The organism is Mesorhizobium sp. P3_A8 (assembly GCF_056402995.1).
On the sequence record NZ_JBFUGI010000012.1, the window covers coordinates 162,165 to 181,129 of the forward strand.

Annotated in this window: 16 protein-coding genes; 11 read left to right on the forward strand and 5 right to left on the reverse strand. The window is 64.4% G+C overall.

The genetic code is table 11. The annotated features are described in order from the left end of the window. Genes AC1DX4_RS26315 through AC1DX4_RS26335 form a run of 5 tightly spaced genes read right to left on the reverse strand, consistent with a single transcriptional unit; the run spans position 1 to position 6,639 of the window. Positions 1–1,587 carry an indolepyruvate oxidoreductase subunit beta family protein gene (locus AC1DX4_RS26315; protein ID WP_477223083.1) on the reverse strand — a complete coding sequence of 529 codons (1,587 nt, stop codon included), beginning with the start codon at positions 1,585–1,587 and terminating at the stop codon, positions 1–3. Then, the gene (locus tag AC1DX4_RS26320) at positions 1,580–3,733 is read right to left on the reverse strand and encodes a thiamine pyrophosphate-dependent enzyme (protein ID WP_477223084.1); all 2,154 of its coding nucleotides are present in this window, start codon (positions 3,731–3,733) and stop codon (positions 1,580–1,582) included. The genes AC1DX4_RS26315 and AC1DX4_RS26320 overlap by 8 nt, the downstream gene beginning before the upstream one ends. A 44-nt stretch (positions 3,734–3,777) precedes the next feature. Beyond that, entirely contained in the window at positions 3,778–4,260 is a 483-nt protein-coding gene (locus AC1DX4_RS26325) for a MarR family winged helix-turn-helix transcriptional regulator (RefSeq protein ID WP_027043603.1), read from the reverse strand. Next, positions 4,260–5,831, reverse strand: a complete 1,572-nt coding sequence (locus AC1DX4_RS26330) for a phytoene desaturase family protein (RefSeq protein ID WP_477223085.1) — start codon at positions 5,829–5,831, stop codon at positions 4,260–4,262. The genes AC1DX4_RS26325 and AC1DX4_RS26330 overlap by 1 nt, the downstream gene beginning before the upstream one ends. Positions 5,832–5,847: 16 nt before the next feature. Further along, positions 5,848–6,639: a cyclase family protein gene (locus AC1DX4_RS26335; protein ID WP_127373568.1), complete on the reverse strand. Its 792-nt coding sequence runs from the start codon at positions 6,637–6,639 to the stop codon at positions 5,848–5,850. Positions 6,640–6,757: 118 nt separating this feature from the next. Here AC1DX4_RS26335 and AC1DX4_RS26340 point away from each other — a divergent pair, with 118 nt between their 5' ends. The 11 genes from AC1DX4_RS26340 to AC1DX4_RS26390 all read left to right on the forward strand — a co-directional run bounded on the left by AC1DX4_RS26340 (position 6,758) and on the right by AC1DX4_RS26390 (position 18,767). After that, positions 6,758–8,332 carry a phytoene desaturase family protein gene (locus tag AC1DX4_RS26340; protein ID WP_477223086.1) on the forward strand — a complete coding sequence of 525 codons (1,575 nt, stop codon included), beginning with the start codon at positions 6,758–6,760 and terminating at the stop codon, positions 8,330–8,332. A 111-nt stretch (positions 8,333–8,443) separates the two neighbouring features. After that, positions 8,444–9,973, forward strand: a complete 1,530-nt coding sequence (locus AC1DX4_RS26345; RefSeq protein ID WP_477223087.1) for an ABC transporter substrate-binding protein — start codon at positions 8,444–8,446, stop codon at positions 9,971–9,973. Between the two features lie 89 nt (positions 9,974–10,062). After that, positions 10,063–11,070 (forward strand): ABC transporter permease, encoded by a 1,008-nt coding sequence (locus AC1DX4_RS26350; protein ID WP_477223088.1) that lies wholly within the window; start codon positions 10,063–10,065, stop codon positions 11,068–11,070. Further along, positions 11,063–11,905 carry an ABC transporter permease gene (locus AC1DX4_RS26355; protein WP_477223089.1) on the forward strand — a complete coding sequence of 281 codons (843 nt, stop codon included), beginning with the start codon at positions 11,063–11,065 and terminating at the stop codon, positions 11,903–11,905. Before AC1DX4_RS26350 ends, AC1DX4_RS26355 begins: the two co-directional genes overlap by 8 nt. Beyond that, on the forward strand, positions 11,902–12,780 hold the full coding sequence (locus AC1DX4_RS26360) for an ABC transporter ATP-binding protein (RefSeq protein ID WP_477223090.1): 879 nt from the start codon (positions 11,902–11,904) through the stop codon (positions 12,778–12,780). The genes AC1DX4_RS26355 and AC1DX4_RS26360 overlap by 4 nt, the downstream gene beginning before the upstream one ends. Further along, positions 12,773–13,609, forward strand: coding sequence for an ATP-binding cassette domain-containing protein (locus AC1DX4_RS26365; protein WP_477223091.1), 837 nt, complete (start codon positions 12,773–12,775; stop codon positions 13,607–13,609). The genes AC1DX4_RS26360 and AC1DX4_RS26365 overlap by 8 nt, the downstream gene beginning before the upstream one ends. 78 nt (positions 13,610–13,687) lie before the next feature. Continuing rightward, positions 13,688–14,287, forward strand: a complete 600-nt coding sequence (locus AC1DX4_RS26370) for a VOC family protein (RefSeq protein WP_477223092.1) — start codon at positions 13,688–13,690, stop codon at positions 14,285–14,287. 142 nt (positions 14,288–14,429) lie between these two features. Then, complete coding sequence (locus AC1DX4_RS26375) at positions 14,430–16,724, forward strand: bifunctional salicylyl-CoA 5-hydroxylase/oxidoreductase (protein WP_477223093.1); 2,295 nt, start codon at positions 14,430–14,432, stop codon at positions 16,722–16,724. Beyond that, positions 16,721–17,494 carry an SDR family NAD(P)-dependent oxidoreductase gene (locus AC1DX4_RS26380; protein ID WP_477223094.1) on the forward strand — a complete coding sequence of 258 codons (774 nt, stop codon included), beginning with the start codon at positions 16,721–16,723 and terminating at the stop codon, positions 17,492–17,494. Before AC1DX4_RS26375 ends, AC1DX4_RS26380 begins: the two co-directional genes overlap by 4 nt. Continuing rightward, complete coding sequence (locus AC1DX4_RS26385; RefSeq protein WP_027043615.1) at positions 17,488–17,958, forward strand: MarR family winged helix-turn-helix transcriptional regulator; 471 nt, start codon at positions 17,488–17,490, stop codon at positions 17,956–17,958. The genes AC1DX4_RS26380 and AC1DX4_RS26385 overlap by 7 nt, the downstream gene beginning before the upstream one ends. After that, on the forward strand, positions 17,955–18,767 hold the full coding sequence (locus AC1DX4_RS26390) for an enoyl-CoA hydratase family protein (protein ID WP_477223095.1): 813 nt from the start codon (positions 17,955–17,957) through the stop codon (positions 18,765–18,767). Before AC1DX4_RS26385 ends, AC1DX4_RS26390 begins: the two co-directional genes overlap by 4 nt. The last annotated feature ends 198 nt before the right edge of the window (positions 18,768–18,965 follow it).

The following is an 18,965-nucleotide window of genomic DNA, read 5'->3' on the forward strand; positions in this document are numbered from 1 at the left end:
TCAGTTGCCGGTTGCCGGAGCTGGTCCCAGCGTCGCCACGGTCTTCAGAGCGCCATCGAGCATGTCGCCCTTCTCGTCCTTCAGCGCCGCCTCGCGCAGGCGGCGGATCCAGTCGGCGGCATCGTCGCGGCCCTTGAGCAAGTCGAGAGCTGAGAGCACGCGGTCGAATTTCGACTGGGCGCGGACATGAGTGTCGCTGTAGCCCTTGATCAGCCGGCGGCAGTTGAGGATTTCGACGGCGAGCGCATAGTCCTCGGGCACATGGCTGAGCGCCAGCGCGTACCAGCGATCGAGATGGGTCATCTCGACCTTGTGGCGCAGCAGGCTGCGGCGCCAGCGGCGCAGGCCGCCGATGAACCACAGGGCCGCGAAACCGGCAAAGCTGTCGGTGCGGATACGCCGGCCATGGTTGATGCGGCGGTCGAGGAAGGCGGCGAGTTTCGGCCGGTTCTCGATATAGCTGCCGAGCCCCGCCGGCAGCGTGCCGCAGAACTCCTCGATCCGCGGATGAAAATATTCCGTCACCTGCAGGATCGAGCCGTCCTTGACGCCGACCTCCTTGCGCACGCGTTTGTCACGTGTCGAGCGCGTCTTCAGGTCCGCGACACGGATCATGTCGTCGTAGCATAGGGCATTGGCGAGATGCTTGGCGGCGGCGATGGACAGCCCATGGGCATGGTCGGCGCCATCCAGCGCGACAGCCTTGTCCAGCCGGTCGAGATACTCCCGCCCATAGGCGATGTCCTGATAGTCGACGACCTTTCTCAGTCCCCGGAGCGCCATGTCGCGGACAGCCACGGGCATCAGGTCGATGCGGGCGGCGAGCGCCTGCCAGCCTTGCAGCAGGTTTTGCGGGCCGCTGACGCGCCCTGTCCCCAGGGCGGATTCGACAATCGCCGGCTCTGCCGGCTTTGACGCAGGTGCGGCCGTGCCACGCGCGCGGTCATAAGCAGCGCCGAAGGCGGCAAGGCTGGCTTTGACACCGCGCCCTCCGGCACCGATCGCCTGCTCGTAGCTTTCACGCGTGAACGGCAGCGCGTCGGATCCGGCCAGCGCGCCAAGCAGGCTGGCCGAAATCATCGAACCATTGTCGGCGGCGATCTTTTCCATGTCGAAAGCGATGAAGCGCTTGGATGCCGCTTCCGCCGTCGCATGCACCTTTGACGACGAGGCCCGGCCATCACCCGGCTCGATCTTTTCCGACACCGCGGCAATGCGGTGTGAGGAGGCGATCAGCGTGGTGCGCTCTGGTGTAACGAAGCCCCTGATGATGGCGCGGCCAGCTTCCATCAATTCGGCGGCGATCAATATGTCAACGTCGCCTTGCGACGGCGACAGCGCAAAGACCGGCAGCCGGCCGGTGTCGCGGGCCATCTCGATATAATAGATCGTGGCGCCGGTGCGCTGTGCAACGCCGGCGACCGAGGTCGACTGCGCGACATGGCCATTGCGCTCGGCAACATCGGTGATCCAGTCGGCCAGCACGCCACCGCCCTGGCCGCCAACGGCCAGCACGGCGAGCTTGATGACGCGCTCGTCGTCCTGGGCGCCGGCCTTGGCGCGGAATGGCGGGACAGCGTCAAGCATCGGCGAAAGTCAGGCGCCGGCTTTCGCGGCGGCGCTGCAGCAGGCCGATGGTGGCGCGGCGCGCGGATTCAAGGAAGCGGTCCCAGCGGCTCGGATTGTGCACCACATCGGCGCGGTAGAAGGAGGGGCAGAGCACCGCTGCGTCCGCCACCTCGCCGCAATTGCCGCAGCCGACGCAGCTCTGGTCGATCGATGCCACCGGATCGTCGCGCAGCGGATCGTCGAGCGACTTCACCGACAGCGACGGGCAGCCGGACAGGCGCATGCAGGCATGATCGCCGGTGCAGATGTCCTCGTCGACGCCGAATTTCGGCTTCACCACACGCTCGCCACCCTTGATCGCTTTGTCGACCAGAGGCTTTTCGCGGCGCTGACGGTTGAGCATGCATTCGGACGAGGCGACGATGACCTTCGGCCCCTTCTCGTCCGTCGTCAGCGCCTCGTGCAGCGTGTCCTGCATCTTGGTCACGTCATAGGTGCGGTCGACATGGCGCAGCCATTTGACGCCCATGCCTTTCACCGCCTCGGTGATCGGATGTTTGGTCGACTTGGTCTTGTTGCCCGCGCGCGATGACAGGATGTCCTGTCCGCCCGTGGCGGCCGAATAGAAATTGTCGACGATGACGATGACGCCGTCATTCTTGTTGAACACCGCATTGCCGATCGAGGAGGTCAGGCCGTTGTGCCAGAAGCCACCATCGCCGACGAAGGAGATCGAGCGGCGCTTGGCGTCGGGCGAATTGAAGGCCGAGGCGGAAGCCGGCCCCAACCCGTAGCCCATGGTGGTGGCGCCTAGTTCGAAGGGCGGCATGATCGAGAACAGATGGCAGCCGATGTCGGAAGCGATGTGATGCTTGCCGAGTTCCTGTTCGACCAGCTTCGTCGCGGCAAAGATCGGCCGCTCCGGACAACCGATGCAGAAGCCCGGCGGGCGACCGGGCACGACATTGATCAGGTCCGCGGTGTCGACGCCGTCGCCGACCTTGTTGGGTGCGCGCACCTCGCCCGGCAGCAGATGTGGCGCCTCGGCGCGCAGGAAGGTGCCGATGCCGTCGAGCATGACCTGGCCGGTGTATTCGCCGGCCATCGGCAAATACTCCTTGCCGACCAGCCTGGTGCCGCGCCCAGCCTTGTGCAGCATCGAAGCAAAGGCCTGCTCGATGTAATTGGGCTGGCCTTCCTCGACGACCAGCACCGCCTGCTTGCCTTCACAGAAGGTGAGGAACTCATCGTCGATCAGCGGATAGACGGCGTTGAGCACATAGAGCGGCACATCCGTCTCGCCGTAAGTGTCGGCAAGGCCAAGCCGCTGCAGCGCGCGGATGACCGCATTGTACATGCCACCCTGCATGACGATGCCGACCGAGCCATGATCCGAACCGAAGAATTCGTTGATCTTGTTCTTGGCGATAAAATCCACCGCAGCCGGCCAGCGCTTCTGCACCTTTTCCTTCTCGTGCAGAAAGGAGGCGGGCGGCAGCACGATGCGGCCGGTGTCGCGGCGTGGCGCGTCGAGCGCATCGCCCACCGTCATCGGCGGGCGCTTGTTGTCCTTGGCGATGAAGTGGCCATGGACGTGGCAGCAGCGGATGCGCACCTGCAGCATGACCGGGGTGTTGGAAATCTCGGACAGTTCGAAACCATCTTCCACCGCCTTGACGATCGACGGCAGGTTCGGGCGCGGGTCGAGCAGCCAGACCTGGCTCTTCATGGCGAAGGCATGGCTGCGCTCCTGCATGATCGAGGAACCCTCGCCATAATCCTCGCCGACAATGATCAGCGCGCCGCCGGTGACGCCACCGGAGGCGAGGTTGGCAAGCGCATCTGAGGCGACATTGGTGCCGACGGTCGACTTGAAGGTCGCGGCACCACGAATGGGATAATGCACCGAGGCGGCGAGCATGGCGGTGGCGGTGGCTTCCGAGGCACTGGCCTCGAAATGCACGCCGAGCTCACCCAGAATATCCTGCGCGTCGGCCAGCACGTCCATCAGATGGCTGATCGGTGCGCCCTGGTAGCCGCCGACATAGCCGACGCCGCATTGCAACAGCGCCTTGGTGATGGCGAGGATACCTTCGCCGGCAAACTCCTCGCCAGCGCCGAGCCGGAGCTTTTCGACTTCCTTGGCAAAAGACCGTTCGGCCATTTTTCCAACCTTCCGTTGCCGGCCGATGCGACCGGCGCGTACGTCTAGATGTCGTGCTTGCGAATGTTCTTCAGCATCTTCAAAAGCGTGGCGATGAGCGCGGCATATTCGGCGTCGTCGATATCGTCGAACATCGCCTCGAAGGCGTCATGCATCGCCGGCCAGGCGCGGGTGAATTCGGCGCGGCCGTCGTCGGTCAGGAACACGTGGCGAATGCGGCTGTCGGTGACACCTTGCTCGCGCCGCACGAACCCTTGCCCCTCCAGCGTGTCGAGCGTGCGGCTCAAGGTCGACTGCTCGATGACGGTGTAGACCGAGAGATCGTTGACGGTGACGCCGTCGGCGACCGAAAGGACCGCGAGAGTGCGCACCTGCGGAATGGTCAGCCCTTGCTTGCGGAAATCGTCGCGCAAGGTGGCGTTGTAGCGGCCCATGATGCGGTTCATCAGATAGGGCGCGAATTGTTGCAGGCCGATCTGACCCAGGGTCGAAATGCGCTGGCGCTTTTCCGCGACCTTCTGCTCCATCAAAGCCTCCCCGCCAGCAGAAAGCCGGAGCCGCCGCCGAGGCCCGCACCCGGATGGGTCGAGGCGCCGATATGGTAGAGGTTTTTGATGCCGGTCTGGTGGTTGCGGCTGGTCTTGAACGGCCGCCACAGGAAGGCCTGGTCGATGGTCGACGAGCCGCCATAGGGATCGCCGCCGACGAGATTGATGTTCATCGCTTCGAGATCGGCCGGCGAATAGGCCCGGCGCGCAATCACGCTATCCTTGAAGCCGTCGATATGGCTGGCAAGGATGGCTTCGGCGCGATCGGCATAGGCCTCGCGCAGTGCATCGGTCCATTGTCCGTCGGCCGGCGCCTGAAGCGTTCCGGCGGCGTCGCCCTTGATGTGGCGGGGCGCCTCGGGCAGTTGCAGCCACAGGATCGCCTTGCCCTCCGGACAGCGCGACGGGTCGAGCGCATGCGGTTGGCCGACGCAGATGGTCGGCACTTCCGGCAGCATGCCGCGCGCCGCCTCGTTGCAAGCCTTGGACACGCCATCCAATCCAGGCGTCAGATGCAGCAACGCGACCTTGTCCAGGCCTTCGCCACGCCATGCGGGCGGCTTGTTCAGCGCATAGTGAATCTGGAAATTGCCTTTGCCGTAGCGATATTTCTGTGTCGCCTCGACATCGGCTTTGGGAGCATCCGCGCCGAGCAACCGACCATAAAGCTGAGTCGGCGTGACCGAGCAGATGACGCTCTTGTTGGCGGTGATTGTCTCGCCCGAAGCCAGCCGCACGCCTGTCGCGCGGCCACCGGTCTGGACGATCGAGGCGACATCGGCGCCGGTGCGGATGTCACCGCCACGTTCCCGGATCAAGGCCTCGAAGGCGGCAAGCAGGTTCTTCGCGCCGCCCTTGACGATCGGCGCGCCGGCGGCTTCCAGCGCGAAGGCGATCACCTTGGCGATCTGGCCTGAGAATGCATCCTCAGGCCCCAGCCCGGCATGCAGCACCCAGGGCGCCCAAAGCGCGCGGATGGTTTCGGACTGGTAGGTGCTTTCCAGCCAGCTGCGCGCCGGCACCAGCGCTTCGCCGAGAAAGGCGGCAAGGCCGCGCGGACCACGCCGCCAGGCATCGCCGGTCAGCAGCTTGGCCGTGGGATAAGACCATAGGCTGCCGCCGAGCAGGCCGAACAGCAGGCCGGCATTGCGCTCGATGCCGCCGACATCCTCCGCATGCCGGTCACCGTCGCCAGCGGCGATCAAATTGATTGCCGCAACATTGGCGGCGCGGTCGGTGCTGAGCACGGCATGGCTGCCGTCCGGCCGCAGCACGCCGGTCGGCTTGGCCGTATGGCAGAACTCCAGCCCATGCCGGGCGAGGTCGCCGCCCAATGCTGCAAAGGCCGGCGAGGTGATGAACAGCACGAAGGTCGTCGCCATCACGTCATGGATAAAGCCGGGCGCGGTGATCTCCTCGGTGCGCATGCAGCCGCCGATGCGGTCGTTGCGCTCGAGGACGAGTACATCAGCGCCCTTGCCGCCAAGCATCGCCGCGCAGACCAGCGCGTTGATGCCGCTGCCGACAATGATGTGATCGGGCTGGCCCACCTCAGTGTGCCTTCGCCTAGCCTTTCGAAACCAGCGCCAGCGCGCGGATCGGGCTGCCGGTGCCGTGTTCGATCTTGAGCGGTGCCGCGATCAGGATGGCGCCTTTCGGCGGCAGCTGGTCGAGATTGCAAAGGCTGGCCAGACCATACCGGTTGGCCTTGTGCATCAGCGTGTGCGCCGGGAATGGCGGCTCCATGCCGCCGGCCTTGCCGGCATCGGTGCCGATCGTCTCCGAGCCCCAGCCCTTGATGTCCTTGCTGATCAGGAACTGGATGGCTTCGGCCGTCGGGCCTGGCGTGTGCGGGCCGGTCTCGTTGGCGTTGAGGAACTCGGCTTCCGAACCGTTGCGCTTGTACCAGTCGGTGCGCATCACCACCCATTCGCCGGCATTGATCGCGCCGTGCTTGGCTTCCCACGCCTTGATGTGGTCGACGGTGAGCAGGAAATCATGGTCGGCAGCGGCTTCCTTCGAGCAGTCGATGACGTTGACCGGGCCAACAAAATTCTGCGCCGGAATGGTGTCGGTGGCGCCGTCCGGATAGTCCTTGCCGCTGATCCAGTGTTGCGGCGCATCGAAATGCGTGCCCGAATGCTCGCCGAGCTTCAGCCAATTCCACGCCCACCACGGACCGTTCTTGTCATAGCGGGAGATGTTGTGGATCTCGACCTTCGGCGTGTCGACGGCAAGCTCCGGCGGCAGCTTGATCAGCGGTGTGTCGGGACCGAGCGGCGCCGAGAGGTCGACCACCTTGATGGCGCCTGAAAGCAACTGGCCGGCGACTTCGCCGAGGAGTTTTTGGGTGTCCATTGTCTCTGTTCCCTCTTTTCGATGATGATCAAGGCTCGTCTCGGCCCTTAATATCCTACTAGACGAAAACATATGCATCTGCAATTATCTTTAAGCATAAAGGAAATGGGAACGGGGCGTGAGCGAGTTCGACGCCATCTTTGTCGGGGCGGGCCACAACAGTCTGGCATGCGCCGCGCATCTGGCGCTCAAAGGCTGGAAAACCGGGATTTTCGAGCGCAGCGCAACAATCGGCGGTGCCGTCCAGACCCGCGAATTCACCCTTCCCGGCTTCCGTCACGATTTCGGCGCGATGAATCTGAGCCTGTTTGCCGGCTCCGCCTTCCACCGGAAATATGCAAATGAATTGAAAGCGCAGGGGCTGGAGTTCGCGCCGGTCGCCGACTGTTTCGCCAGCGCCTTTCCGGACGGACGCTGGTTCGGCGTCAGCAACGACTTGGAAAAGACAGCGAGCCGGATGGCAGCTTTCTCCACAGCCGATGCCGCGACATGGCGCAGATTGGTTGCCGCCTTCCCGGCGGAGGCCGAACACCTGTTCCGGCTGCTGGGTTCGCCGATGAGCGCCCGCGCGCTGGCCGGCACCGCCTGGAACCTGTGGCGCAAGAAGGGTGTCGCCGGCGCGCTCGACACCGCACGGCTACTGCTGTCGTCGCCACGCGCGTGGCTGGAGGAAAATTTCGATTCACCCCATGTGCGCGCGACGCTCGCCACCTGGGGCATGCATCTCGATTTCGCTCCCGACATCGCCGGCGGCGCCGTGTTTCCCTATCTGGAATCGATGGCCAACCAGAGCTTTGGCATGGTGCTGGGCAAGGGCGGCGCCGATACCATCATCCGGGCGCTGTCTGGCATGGTGACGGCTGCCGGCGGCACGATCGTTACCGGCGCCGAAGTTGCCGAGATCACGGTTTCCGCCGGCAAGGCGACCGGCGTGCGGCTCGCATCCGGCGAGACGCATACAGCGATCAAGGCGGTCATCGCCGGCGTCGCACCCAAGGCGCTGACTGGGAAGTTGCTGCCCAGCGGTTCCGGCAATGCCGGCTTCGATACGGCGATGCAGAAATTCCGCTACGCGCCGGGCACGATGATGATCCATCTGGCGCTCGATGATCTGCCGGACTGGCGCGCCGGAGCGGAGTTGCGACAGTTTGCCTATGTCCACCTGTCGCCGTCGCTCGATGCGATGTCGCGTACCTACCAGCAAGCGATGGCCGGCACGCTTCCGGACGAGCCGGTGCTGGTCGTCGGCCAGCCCACAGCGATCGACCCGTCGCGCGCGCCTCAGGGCAAGCATGTGCTGTGGGTGCAGGTGCGCATGCTGCCTGCCGAAATCCTGGGCGATGCCGCGGGCAAGATCGCGCCCGCGCATTGGGATCAAGTCAAAGACACCTACGCCGACCGCGTGCTCGACATCATCGAGACCTACGCGCCGGGCTTGCGCGCGAAAATCCTCGGCCGTTCGGTGTTCTCGCCCATCGATCTCGAGCGCGAGAACCCGAACCTTGTCGGCGGCGACCAGGTCTGCGGCAGCCATCATCTGGCGCAGAACTTTTTGTTCCGCCCGGCGCGCGGCTATGCCGGCTGGAACACGCCGGTTGGCAATCTGCATCTCACCGGGGCCGCGACATGGCCGGGCGCCGGCACCGGGGCGGCCTCGGGCTACATGCTCGCGCAACAGCTTGGCGGGAGGTAGGAGCCGAAGATTTCACAGAGGCGACGAGGGGCATGGCGCTGCTGCCCACGAAGCCTGGACCAATGAACTGAAGACGCCGCGCAAAAGAAATAACCAACAAGGGGAACGACCATGACAATCAACAGACGGGAATTGCTGGGATACAGTGCCGCGGCACTCGGCGTGGCCGCCGTCGGCTTGCCAAAGATCGCCAAGGCCGCCGCCGGCGAACTGACCATCGCCTACAATGTCAACCTGCCGTCCTGGGATCCGACCACCGGCCCCTCGGCCGTCAACCCGACCATCCAGGGTCTCTACCAGTCGGTGTTCGACCAGTTCATCCCGCAGAAGCCGGACCTGTCCTTCGCGCCGGGCCTGCTCACCGAATGGGGCTGGAACGACGACCGCACCAAGGTGACGATGACGGTGCGCGAAGGCGTGAAATGGCATGACGGCTCGCCCTTCACGCCCGAGGACGTCGTCTGGTCGCTGCAGCGGGCAGGTGACGAGAAGACCGGCAACCCGATTCAGTTCGTCTGGAAGAACGTCAACAACTTCAAGATCGACGGCAACAAGATCACCGGCGACGTGGTGCAGTTCGACCCGGTCTATTTCAAGTGGATGTCGTTCCTGACCGGCTACATCCTGCCGAAGGCGTATTACGAGAAGGTCGGCGCCGAAGGTTTCGAGAAGGCGCCGATCGGCACCGGCCCCTACATGGTGGAAAAATTCGAGCGCAACGCCTTCCTGCGGCTCAAGGCCAACCCGAACTATTGGGGCGACAAGCCGGCCTTCGAGAATGTGACGATCAAGTTCGTCACCGACGCGGCGAGCCGTGTCGCCGAAATCGAGTCCGGTTCCTCGCAGGTGACGCTGGAGATCCCGTACGAGGAATATGACCGGCTGATCGCCAAGGACGGTCTGGCCGGCTCATGCAAGAACGTCTCCGACATCGGCATGATCTTCTTCAACAACAAGGACGCCATGCTGGACAAGAACGTCCGCCAGGCGGCGGTGATGGCGGTGGACAAGGAGCTGCTGGTCAAGCGCTTGTTGCGCGGCTACGGCCAGCCGATCGCGACGCTGGAAACGCCGGAATATGCCGCCTACGATGCGTCGATCAAGGTCGAGCACAATGCGGAGAAGGCCAAGGAATTGCTGGCTGCCTCCGGCTACTCGCCGGAGAAGCCCGCCAAGATCACCATCCAGACGACCAAGGGCTTCAAGCCCAAGGACTACGAGATGGTGCAGGCGATCGTCGGCATGTGGCGCAAGGTCGGCATCGAGGCGACGATCGAGGTCTATGAGATCGCCAAGCACTATGAACTGCGTGCCGCGCACAAGCTGGCGCCTGCCGCCTTCTACAACTGGGGCAACGCCATCGGCGATCCGACCACCTCGACCGGTTTCGCCATGTTCGGCCCGTCGCCGCACTCGTCGTGGAAGACCGACGACCTCGACGCCAAGATCGGACCGCTGTGGGGCGAGAAGGACGAAGCCAAGCGCATTGCCGGCTGGAAAGAGGTCGACAAATACATCGCCGAGCAGGCCTATGTGCTGCCGCTGCTGCAGTTCGCGCAGCCGATCGTGCATGCCAAGGGCGTCAACGTGGTGCAGCACATTTCCGGCGCGCTGCTGCCTGCCCTGATGACCCCGGCCTGATATCGGTCTGGAATTGCCGCGCGCCGTCGTCAATGACGGCGCGCATTTCCATCGGGCATACGAGCCGACGGGCTCCCGCAAAGATTTACATGCTTCTGCAACGATTCCTGATCCGTCTGCTGACGATGCTGATCACGCTGTTCGGCGTGGCCGTCGTCGTCTTCGTCGTGATCCGCGTCGCGCCCGGCGATCCGATCGCGATGATGCTGCCGCCTGGCGCGACCGATGCCGACATTGCCCGGTTGCGTGCGCTCTACGGGCTCGACAAGACCATCGTCCAGCAATTCTTCATCTGGCTGTCCGGTGTCGTCAGGGGCGATTTCGGCACCTCGATCTCGCTCAGGCAAGACGTGCTCGGCCTGGTCTTCAACCGGCTGCCGGCAACGCTGGAACTTGCCATCGTCGCCCTCATCATGGCGGTGGGGCTCGGCGGCACGACGGCGATCCTCGGCGCCCGCGAACGCGGCACGGCGGTCGAGGCCGGCATCGATATCGTCAGCGGTGCCACCCTTTCCATTCCCGATTTCCTGTGGGGTCTGGTGCTGATCCTTTTGTTCGGCGTGCTGGTGCCGATCTTCGACATTTCCGGCCGGGTTTCGCCGCAGCTCGACCTGCCCTTCGTCACCCAGTTCTATTTGTTCGAGAGCATTTTACGCCTGCGCCTCGACCTGACCTGGGATCTGCTGAAGCACATGCTGATGCCGGCGGTGGCGCTGGCGCTGCCGCTGGCCGCGATCATCTCGCAGCTGTTGAAACAGTCGCTGAAGGAGGTGCTGGACCTCGACTATGTCGTGCTGGCGCGGGTCAAGGGATTTTCGGAAACGCAGGTCATCCTGCGCGAGGCATTGAAGAACGCCGCTTTGCCGACGCTGACCCTGGTCGGCGTGCAGTTCACCTTCCTCATCGGCGGCACGGTCATCGTCGAGCGGCTGTTCTCCTATGAAGGCCTCGGCAATATGGCGATCGATGCCGTCATCAACCGCGACCTGCCGCTGATCCAGGGCATCGTGCTGGTCTTCGCGCTGCTGTTCGTGCTGATCAACCTCACCGTCGACATGATGTACGCGCTGCTCAATCCGAGGCTGCGCCATGGATAGAGCCTCAAGACGCGGATTGAGCCCCAGGCTGTGGCTCGCCGGCGGCTGGCTGCTGCTGGCGCTGCTGGCGGCGATCTTCGCGCCGCTGGTCGCGCCGCAGGATCCACTGGCGCAGGATTTGATGCTGGAGCGGCTGCCGCCGTTCTGGATTAATGGCGCCGAGCCCGGCTATTGGCTGGGCACCGACAGCCTCGGCCGCGATCTGTTGTCCCGGCTGATCTTCGGCGGCCGCATCGCCTTCATCGTCGCCTTTGCCGCGGCCATCGCCGCCTGCCTGGTCGGCTCGACGCTCGGGCTGATCGCCGGCTATTTCGGCGGCTGGGCCGACCGCATCATCTCGCGCATCGTCGATGTCTGGATGGCGTTTCCGCCGGTGCTGTTCGCCATCCTGCTGGTCGCGGTGCTCGGCACCGGCTTGAGCTCCGTCATCCTTGCGATTGCGATCATCGACTGGACGCGTTTCTGCCGGGTGATCCGCGCCGAGGCGATGGGCCAGTCGCGCATGGACTATGTCGAGAACGCCCGCATCGCCGGCTATGGCCGTATCGGCATCATGCTGCGCGAAGTGCTGCCCAATGTGGTGCCGTCGATCGTGGCGCTGTTGTCCCTGGAGATGGGTATCGCCGTCATCGTCGAGGCGATCCTGTCGTTCGTCAATCTGTCGATCTCGACCGACGATCCGACCTGGGGCAGCATCATCGCCGAGGGCCGGCTGTCGATCCACCAGGCCTGGTGGGTGCTGGTGTTTCCGCTGATCACGCTGATCCTCACCGTGCTGTCGTTCAGCCAGTTCGGCGAGGCGCTGAAAGCGCGCTTCGACCCGGTGCTGCGATGAGCGCCTGCCTCGACATCGCCAATCTCAGCGCCGTGCTGCCGAACGGCCAGCGCGTGCTGCGCTCTGTATCGCTTGCCGTGCAGCCCGGCGAAGTCCGCGCATTGGTCGGCGAGAGCGGCGCCGGCAAGACGATGATCGGCAAGGCGGTGCTTGGTGTGCTGCCGACGAGCGTACGCATCGTCGAAGGCGATATGAAGCTCGAAGGCGAAGACCTCGGCAAGCTGCCCCCCAAGGCACGACGCACGCTGATCGGTGCCCGCACGGCGCTGATCCCGCAGGATCCGCTGACCGCGCTCAACCCGTCGCGCCGCATCGGTCCGCAGATGACCGACCGGCTGGTGCGCATCCTCGGCTGGAGCGGCGAGAGGGCGGACAAGCGTGTCCGGCAATTGCTGGACGAGGTGCAGATCCGCGACCCCTACCGCGTGCTGAAAAGCTATCCGCACGAGCTCTCCGGCGGCATGCGGCAACGCGTGCTGATCGCGGCCGCCTTCGCTGCCGAACCACGGCTGATCGTCGCCGACGAGCCGACGACGGCGCTCGACGTCACCGTGCAGAAGCAGATCCTGCGCCTGATCGCTGCGTTGCAACGTGAACACGGCACCGCGATCCTGTTTGTCACCCATGATCTCGGCGTCGTCGCCAAGATCAGTCAGAAGGTGTCTGTGCTCTATGCCGGCAAGGTGGTGGAGGAGGCCGAGACGGCAGCGCTCTTCGCCGCGCCGCAACACCCCTATACGCGGGCATTGATGGCCGCCACCCCGCGCTACACCGACCCGTTCGCCTCGTTGAAGCCTGTAGACGATGCCGTGCTGGCCCGGCTCGCCTCGGAGATCGCTGCCGCCGACCAAGCCTGGAGGCGGCCACATGGCTGAGCCGCTGTTTTCCGTGCGCGGGCTGAAGGTCGCGCTGCCCGACATGACGCGCAAGCCGCTGATCGGACGCGCGCCGCTGGCCCAGATTCTAAAGGGGCTCGACTTCGATCTGCCCAAGGGATCGGTGACCGGCATTGTCGGCGAATCCGGGTCGGGAAAATCGACGCTCGGCCGCGCTTTGGTGCGGTTGCTGGAGCCCAGCGCCGGCAGCGTCACTTTCGATGGCCGCGACATCACGCATCTGCCGGAGGCGGAGCTGCGGCCGTTGCGCCGCAATCTGCAGATGATCTTCCAGGATCCGATGTCGTCGCTCAACCCGCGCCGCACCATCGCCAGCATCGTCGCTGCGCCGCTGAAGCAGAACGGTCTTGGCGACAATTTGAAGGGCCGCGTCGCAGAGGCCCTACAGCGCGTCGGCCTGCCGCAGAGCTTTGCCAGCCGATACCGCCACGAACTGTCGGGCGGCCAGCGCCAGCGTGTCGGCATTGCGCGCGCGCTGGCGCTGTCGCCGAAATTCGTGCTGGCCGACGAGATCGTCTCCGGGCTCGATGTCTCGACGCAGGCGCAGATCCTTACCTTGCTGGAGAAGCTGGCGGCCGAGATGGGCCTCACGGTCGCCTTCATCAGCCATGATCTGTCGGTCATCCGGCGGCTGTGCAAGCAAGTGATCGTCATGCGCGAAGGCGTCATCGTCGAGGCCAGCGCCACCGACGCTTTGTTCGACAACCCCAAGCAGGCCTACACGCGCGATCTGATCGCCGCCATTCCACTGCCTGAAATCGACGCGACCTGGCTGGACATTCCTTCCGCCGCCAAGCCGCCGACATGAAATGCACACGCACGCCGAAAAGCGGGCTTCGGACGTGCGACCGCAAAGACCCAGGTCCCGCCAATGGAGAGGACTGACATGAAGACGACACTTCGAAATGCAACGCTCGCCGCTGCTGTCCTTGGCAGCGCCGGCATGGCCTCGGCGGATTCGATCCCAGGCATGCGCGGGCACGACCATACCGGCATCACCGTCCCCGACATGAAGCAGGCGGTCGACTTCTTCACCGAAGTGGTCGGCTGCAAGAAGGCGATGTCGTTCGGTCCGTTCGCCGACGACAAAGGCACCTTCATGCAGGATCTGCTGGGTGTCGATCCCAAGGCGGTCATCGAGCAGGTCACCATGGTCCGCTGCGGCTATGGATCGAACATCGAACTGTTCAAATACACTGCGCCCGATCAGAAGGATTTGACGCCAAAGAACAGCGACATTGGCGGCTTCCACATCGCCTTCTATGTCGACGACGTCGCCGCGGCCAAAGCCTATCTCGATGGCAAGGGTGTCAAGACGCGCATGGGGCCTCTGCCGGTCAAGGAAGGACCTGCCGCCGGCCAGACCATTCTCTATTTCCAGGCGCCCTGGGGATTGCAGCTGGAAGCGATCAGCTATCCCGACGGCATGGCCTATGAGAAGGGCGCCGAGACGGTTCTGTGGAGCCCGAAGAATCCGGAGAAGTGACATCAGGCGCGCGCTTGCGGGACGACACGCAAGCGCGCCGCCCGATGTCCGTATAATGATTTCGACATAAAACTTTAAGCTTGAAATATCTAGCCGCCGGCGCGATACTCACGAGACAGCAAGCGAAGAGGAGATCGCAGACATGAAGGTTGCGGTTCTCGGCGGCGGACCAGCCGGCCTCTACTTTGCCATTTCGATGAAGTTGAGGGACGCTGCGCACGATGTGACGGTGTTCGAGCGCAACCGCGCCGACGACACGTTCGGCTGGGGCGTGGTGCTGTCGGCCGAGACGCTCGAGAACCTCGCCAAAAATGATCCGGTCAGCGCCGTCTGGATCAAGAAGCATTTTGCTTACTGGGACGACATTGCCGTCATCCATGACGGCGTGCGCACGGTCTCGTCAGGCCACGGTTTCTGCGGCATCGGCCGCAAGCGGCTGCTGGTCCTGCTGCAGCGCCGCGCCCGCGAACTCGGCGTCAAACTGATGTTCGAGACCGATATTGCCGACCCCAAGCCCTACATGGAGACGCACGATCTGGTCGTCGCTGCCGACGGACTGAACTCCAGGGCGCGCAACACCTTCGTCGATATCTTCAAACCCGACATCGACACCCGCAAATGCAAGTTCGTCTGGCTCGGCACCAACCAGAAATTCGACGACGCCTTCACCTTCATCTTCGAGAAGACCGAGCATGGCTGGGTGTGGGCACACGCCTACCAATTCGACAGCGAGACCGCGACCTTCATCGTCGAATGCAGCGAACAGACCTGGGCTGCCTTCGGCTTCGGCGCGATGACGCAGCAGGAATCGATCGCGGTGTGCGAGCGGATCTTCGAAAAGCATCTTGGCGGCCAGGCGCTGATGACCAACGCTAACCATATCCGTGGTTCGGCCTGGATCAATTTCCCGCGCGTGCTGTGCGAGCGCTGGTCGTACAAGAATCTGGCGCTGATGGGCGACGCGGCGGCATCGGCGCATTTCTCGATCGGCTCCGGCACAAAGCTGGCGCTCGAAAGTGCCGTGGCGCTGGCGGAATATGTCGAGACCGAACCGGACCTCGACGCCGCCTTCCGTAGATATGAGGATGCCCGCCGCACCGAGGTGCTGAAGCTGCAATCGGCGGCGCGCAATTCGCTGGAATGGTTCGAGGAGGTCGAGCGCTATCTCGGTCTCGATCCGGTGCAGTTCAACTATTCGCTGCTGACCCGTTCGCAGCGCATCAGCCACGAGAATCTGCGGCTGCGCGATGCCGAATGGCTGGGTGGTGCGGAAGAGTGGTTCCAGCGCCAAGCGGGCGCCGGCGGCAACAGGCTGCGCCGGGCACCGATGTTCGCGCCGTTCAAGTTGCGCGACATGAAACTCAACAACCGCGTCGTCGTCTCGCCGATGGCGCAGTACAAGGCCGTCGACGGCTGCCCGACCGACTGGCACTTCACCCATTATGCCGAGCGCGCCAAGGGTGGCGCCGGGCTCATCTATATCGAGATGACCTGCGTCAGCCCCGAAGGCCGCATCACGCCCGGCTGTCCCGGCTTCTACGCGCCCGAACATGAAGTGGCGTGGAAGCGGCTGGTCGACTTCGTCCACGCTGAGACCGAGGCGAAGATCTGCGCGCAGATCGGCCATTCCGGCGCCAAGGGTTCGACCCGGCTTGGCTGGGAAGGCACGGACGTGCCGCTCGCGTCCGGCAACTGGCCCATCATGGCGGCATCGGCGGTTGCGTGGTCGGCGCAGAATCAGGTGCCGAAGGCGATGGATCGCGCCGACATGGATCTGGTGCGCGGCCAGTTCGTGGCCTCCGCCGAGATGGCCGACCGTTGCGGTTTCGACATGCTCGAGATCCACGCAGCACATGGCTATCTACTGTCGTCCTTCATCACCCCGGTCACCAATCGGCGCACGGATGAATATGGCGGTTCGCTGGAGAATCGCATGCGCTATCCCCTCGAAATCTTCCGCGCCGTGCGCGCCGCCTGGCCGGCGGGAAAGCCGATCTCGATGCGCATTTCGGCCAATGACTGGGTCGGCATCGAAGGCGTGACGCCCGCCGACGCGGTGGAGATCGCGCGGCTGCTGCATGAGGCCGGTGTCGACATCTGTGACGTCTCGGCCGGCCAGACTTCGGCGCTGGCAAAGCCGGTCTATGGCCGCATGTTCCAGACACCGTTTTCGGACCGCATCCGCAACGAGGTCGGCATGGCGACGATGGCGGTCGGCAACATCTATGAGCCGGACCATGTCAATTCGATCCTGATGGCCGGCCGCGCCGATCTGGTGGCGCTGGCACGGCCGCATCTCGCCGACCCTTACTGGACGCTGCATGCGGCGGTGACGCTTGGCGACCGTGGCGTGAAGTGGCCGGATCCCTATCTGCCCGGGCGCGACCAGCTCTACCGGCTGGCCGAGCGCGATGCCGCCGCGGGGCTGAAAGTATGACGGCCGCAACAGCGATCACCGGTAAGCATGCGCTGGTCACTGGCGGCGGTTCCGGCGTCGGCCGGGCCATCGCGCTGGCGCTGGCTAGCACCGGCGTCAGTGTGACCATTTGCGGTCGACGTGAAGCTGAGCTGGCCAAGGTGGCCAGCGAAAGCAAAGGCATTTTCGCCATTGCCGCCGATGTCACCAAAGAGGCGTCGATGGCGTCGCTCTACCAGACGGCGGAAGCCGCACGCGGACCCTTCGATATTGTCGTCGCCAATGCCGGCATGTCCGGCAGCGCGCCGGCGCACAGAACCGCGCTCAGCGACTGGCAGCGGACGCTCGACGTCAATTTGACCGGGGCCTTCCTGACGGTGAAGCCGGCGCTGGCCGGCATGGCCGCGCGGAAATCGGGACGGATCGTGTTCATCGCCTCCACCGCCGGATTGAAGGGCTATGCCTATGTCGCGCCTTATGTGGCCGCCAAGCATGGCGTCGTCGGCCTGATGCGGGCTCTTGCCGCCGAGACGGCGAAATCCGGCGTCACCGTCAACGCGGTGTGCCCGGGGTTTGTGGAAACCGACATGCTGGAAGAGTCCATCCAGCGCATCATGGAAAAGACCGGCCGCTCGGCCGGAGAGGCGCGAACAAGCCTCGCCTCGACCAACCCGCAGGGCCGCTTCATCCAGCCACAGGAAGTTGCCGCCGCCGTGCTGTGGCTGTGCGGCGATGCGGCGGCATCGATTACCGGACAGGCAATCTCGATCTCAGGAGGCGAAACATGGTAGCCGGCCCCCTGCCCGCACCCTCGGGACCCGGCAAGGACCGGCTGCGCCTGTGGATCAGGCTGCTGCGCGCCTCCCGCACGATCGAGGCCGAACTGCGCGAGCGCCTGAAGAAAGAATTCGATACGACCTTGCCGCGCTTCGACGTGATGGCGGCCCTCTACCGCGTGCCGGAAGGCATGCTGATGAGCGACCTGTCGCGCTTCCTGTTGGTCTCCAATGGCAATGTCACCGGCATTGTCGACCGGCTGGTGTCGGAAGGGCTGGTCGCCCGCGCCCGCCGCAATGGCGACCGCCGGACGTCGATGGTGCGGCTGACCGATGAAGGCACCAAGTCCTTTGCCACCATTGCCGCGGCGCATGAGGGCTGGATCGGCGAATTGCTGGGCAAGGTCAGCGAAGAGGATGCGCGCCGGCTGACCGGCATGCTGACCTCGTTCCGCAGCAACTGGGAGGGACGCGAATGACAGGGATGGCCAACATCAAGCCAAAGCATTTCCTGTGGGAAGTCGAGGGCAGGATCGCCAAGGTCCGGCTCGACCGGCCGGAGCGCAAGAATCCGCTGACCTTCGACAGCTATGCGGAACTGCGCGACACATTCCGCGACCTTGTTTATGCCGACGATGTCGACGCCGTGGTGTTCCTCTCCAATGGCGGCAATTTCTGCTCCGGCGGCGATGTCCACGACATCATCGGCCCGCTGGTCAAGATGGACATGAAACAGCTCTTGGCTTTCACCCGCATGACCGGCGATTTCGTCAAGGCGATGCTGAATTGCGGCAAGCCGATCATTGCCGCCGTCGACGGCGTCGCGGTCGGCGCCGGCGCCATCATCGCCATGAGCTCCGATATCCGCATCGCCACGCCGGAAGCCAAGACCGCGTTCCTGTTCACCCGCGTTGGTCTCGCCGGCTGCGACATGGGCGCCTGTGCGATCCTGCCGCGCATCATCGGCCAGGGCCGCGCCGCAGAACTGCTCTACACTGGCCGCACGATGACGGCGGCCGAAGGCGAGCGCTGGGGTTTCTACAACCGGCTGGTCGATGCGGCAGCGCTCGAGGCAGACGCGCTCGACATGGCGGCGCGTATCGTCTCCGGCCCGACCTTCGCCCATGGCATCACCAAGACACAGCTCAACCAGGAATGGTCGATGGGCCTCGACCAGGCGATCGAGGCGGAAGCACAGGCGCAAGCGATCTGCATGCAGACGCGCGATTTCGAGCGCGCCTACAAGGCGTTCGTGGCCAAGGAAAAGCCGGTGTTCGAGGGGGATTGAGGATGATGCTTTCCGTAGAGACGTCGGCRGGACAGCGCCCCCCTCTGTCCTGCCGGACATCTCCCCCACAAGGGGGGAGATCGGCTGTCATTGCCGCTTTCGCCAATCGCCAGCGCTGCAAGATGGGTGCCGGCGTCCAAGCTGCCAATCTCCCCCCTCGTGGGGGAGATGTCCGGCAGGACAGAGGGGGGCGCCGTA

Bases quoted from the DNA above. Each gene is read 5' to 3' on its own strand.
- AC1DX4_RS26315 (WP_477223083.1), bottom strand. From the start codon at position 1,587: ATGCTTGACGCTGTCCCGCCATTCCGCGCCAAGGCCGGCGCCCAGGAC.
- AC1DX4_RS26320 (WP_477223084.1), bottom strand. From the start codon at position 3,733: ATGGCCGAACGGTCTTTTGCCAAGGAAGTCGAAAAGCTCCGGCTCGGC.
- AC1DX4_RS26325 (WP_027043603.1), bottom strand. From the start codon at position 4,260: ATGGAGCAGAAGGTCGCGGAAAAGCGCCAGCGCATTTCGACCCTGGGT.
- AC1DX4_RS26335 (WP_127373568.1), bottom strand. From the start codon at position 6,639: ATGGACACCCAAAAACTCCTCGGCGAAGTCGCCGGCCAGTTGCTTTCA.
- AC1DX4_RS26345 (WP_477223087.1), top strand. From the start codon at position 8,444: ATGACAATCAACAGACGGGAATTGCTGGGATACAGTGCCGCGGCACTC.
- AC1DX4_RS26350 (WP_477223088.1), top strand. From the start codon at position 10,063: ATGCTTCTGCAACGATTCCTGATCCGTCTGCTGACGATGCTGATCACG.
- AC1DX4_RS26355 (WP_477223089.1), top strand. From the start codon at position 11,063: ATGGATAGAGCCTCAAGACGCGGATTGAGCCCCAGGCTGTGGCTCGCC.
- AC1DX4_RS26360 (WP_477223090.1), top strand. From the start codon at position 11,902: ATGAGCGCCTGCCTCGACATCGCCAATCTCAGCGCCGTGCTGCCGAAC.
- AC1DX4_RS26365 (WP_477223091.1), top strand. From the start codon at position 12,773: ATGGCTGAGCCGCTGTTTTCCGTGCGCGGGCTGAAGGTCGCGCTGCCC.
- AC1DX4_RS26370 (WP_477223092.1), top strand. From the start codon at position 13,688: ATGAAGACGACACTTCGAAATGCAACGCTCGCCGCTGCTGTCCTTGGC.
- AC1DX4_RS26375 (WP_477223093.1), top strand. From the start codon at position 14,430: ATGAAGGTTGCGGTTCTCGGCGGCGGACCAGCCGGCCTCTACTTTGCC.
- AC1DX4_RS26380 (WP_477223094.1), top strand. From the start codon at position 16,721: ATGACGGCCGCAACAGCGATCACCGGTAAGCATGCGCTGGTCACTGGC.
- AC1DX4_RS26385 (WP_027043615.1), top strand. From the start codon at position 17,488: ATGGTAGCCGGCCCCCTGCCCGCACCCTCGGGACCCGGCAAGGACCGG.
- AC1DX4_RS26390 (WP_477223095.1), top strand. From the start codon at position 17,955: ATGACAGGGATGGCCAACATCAAGCCAAAGCATTTCCTGTGGGAAGTC.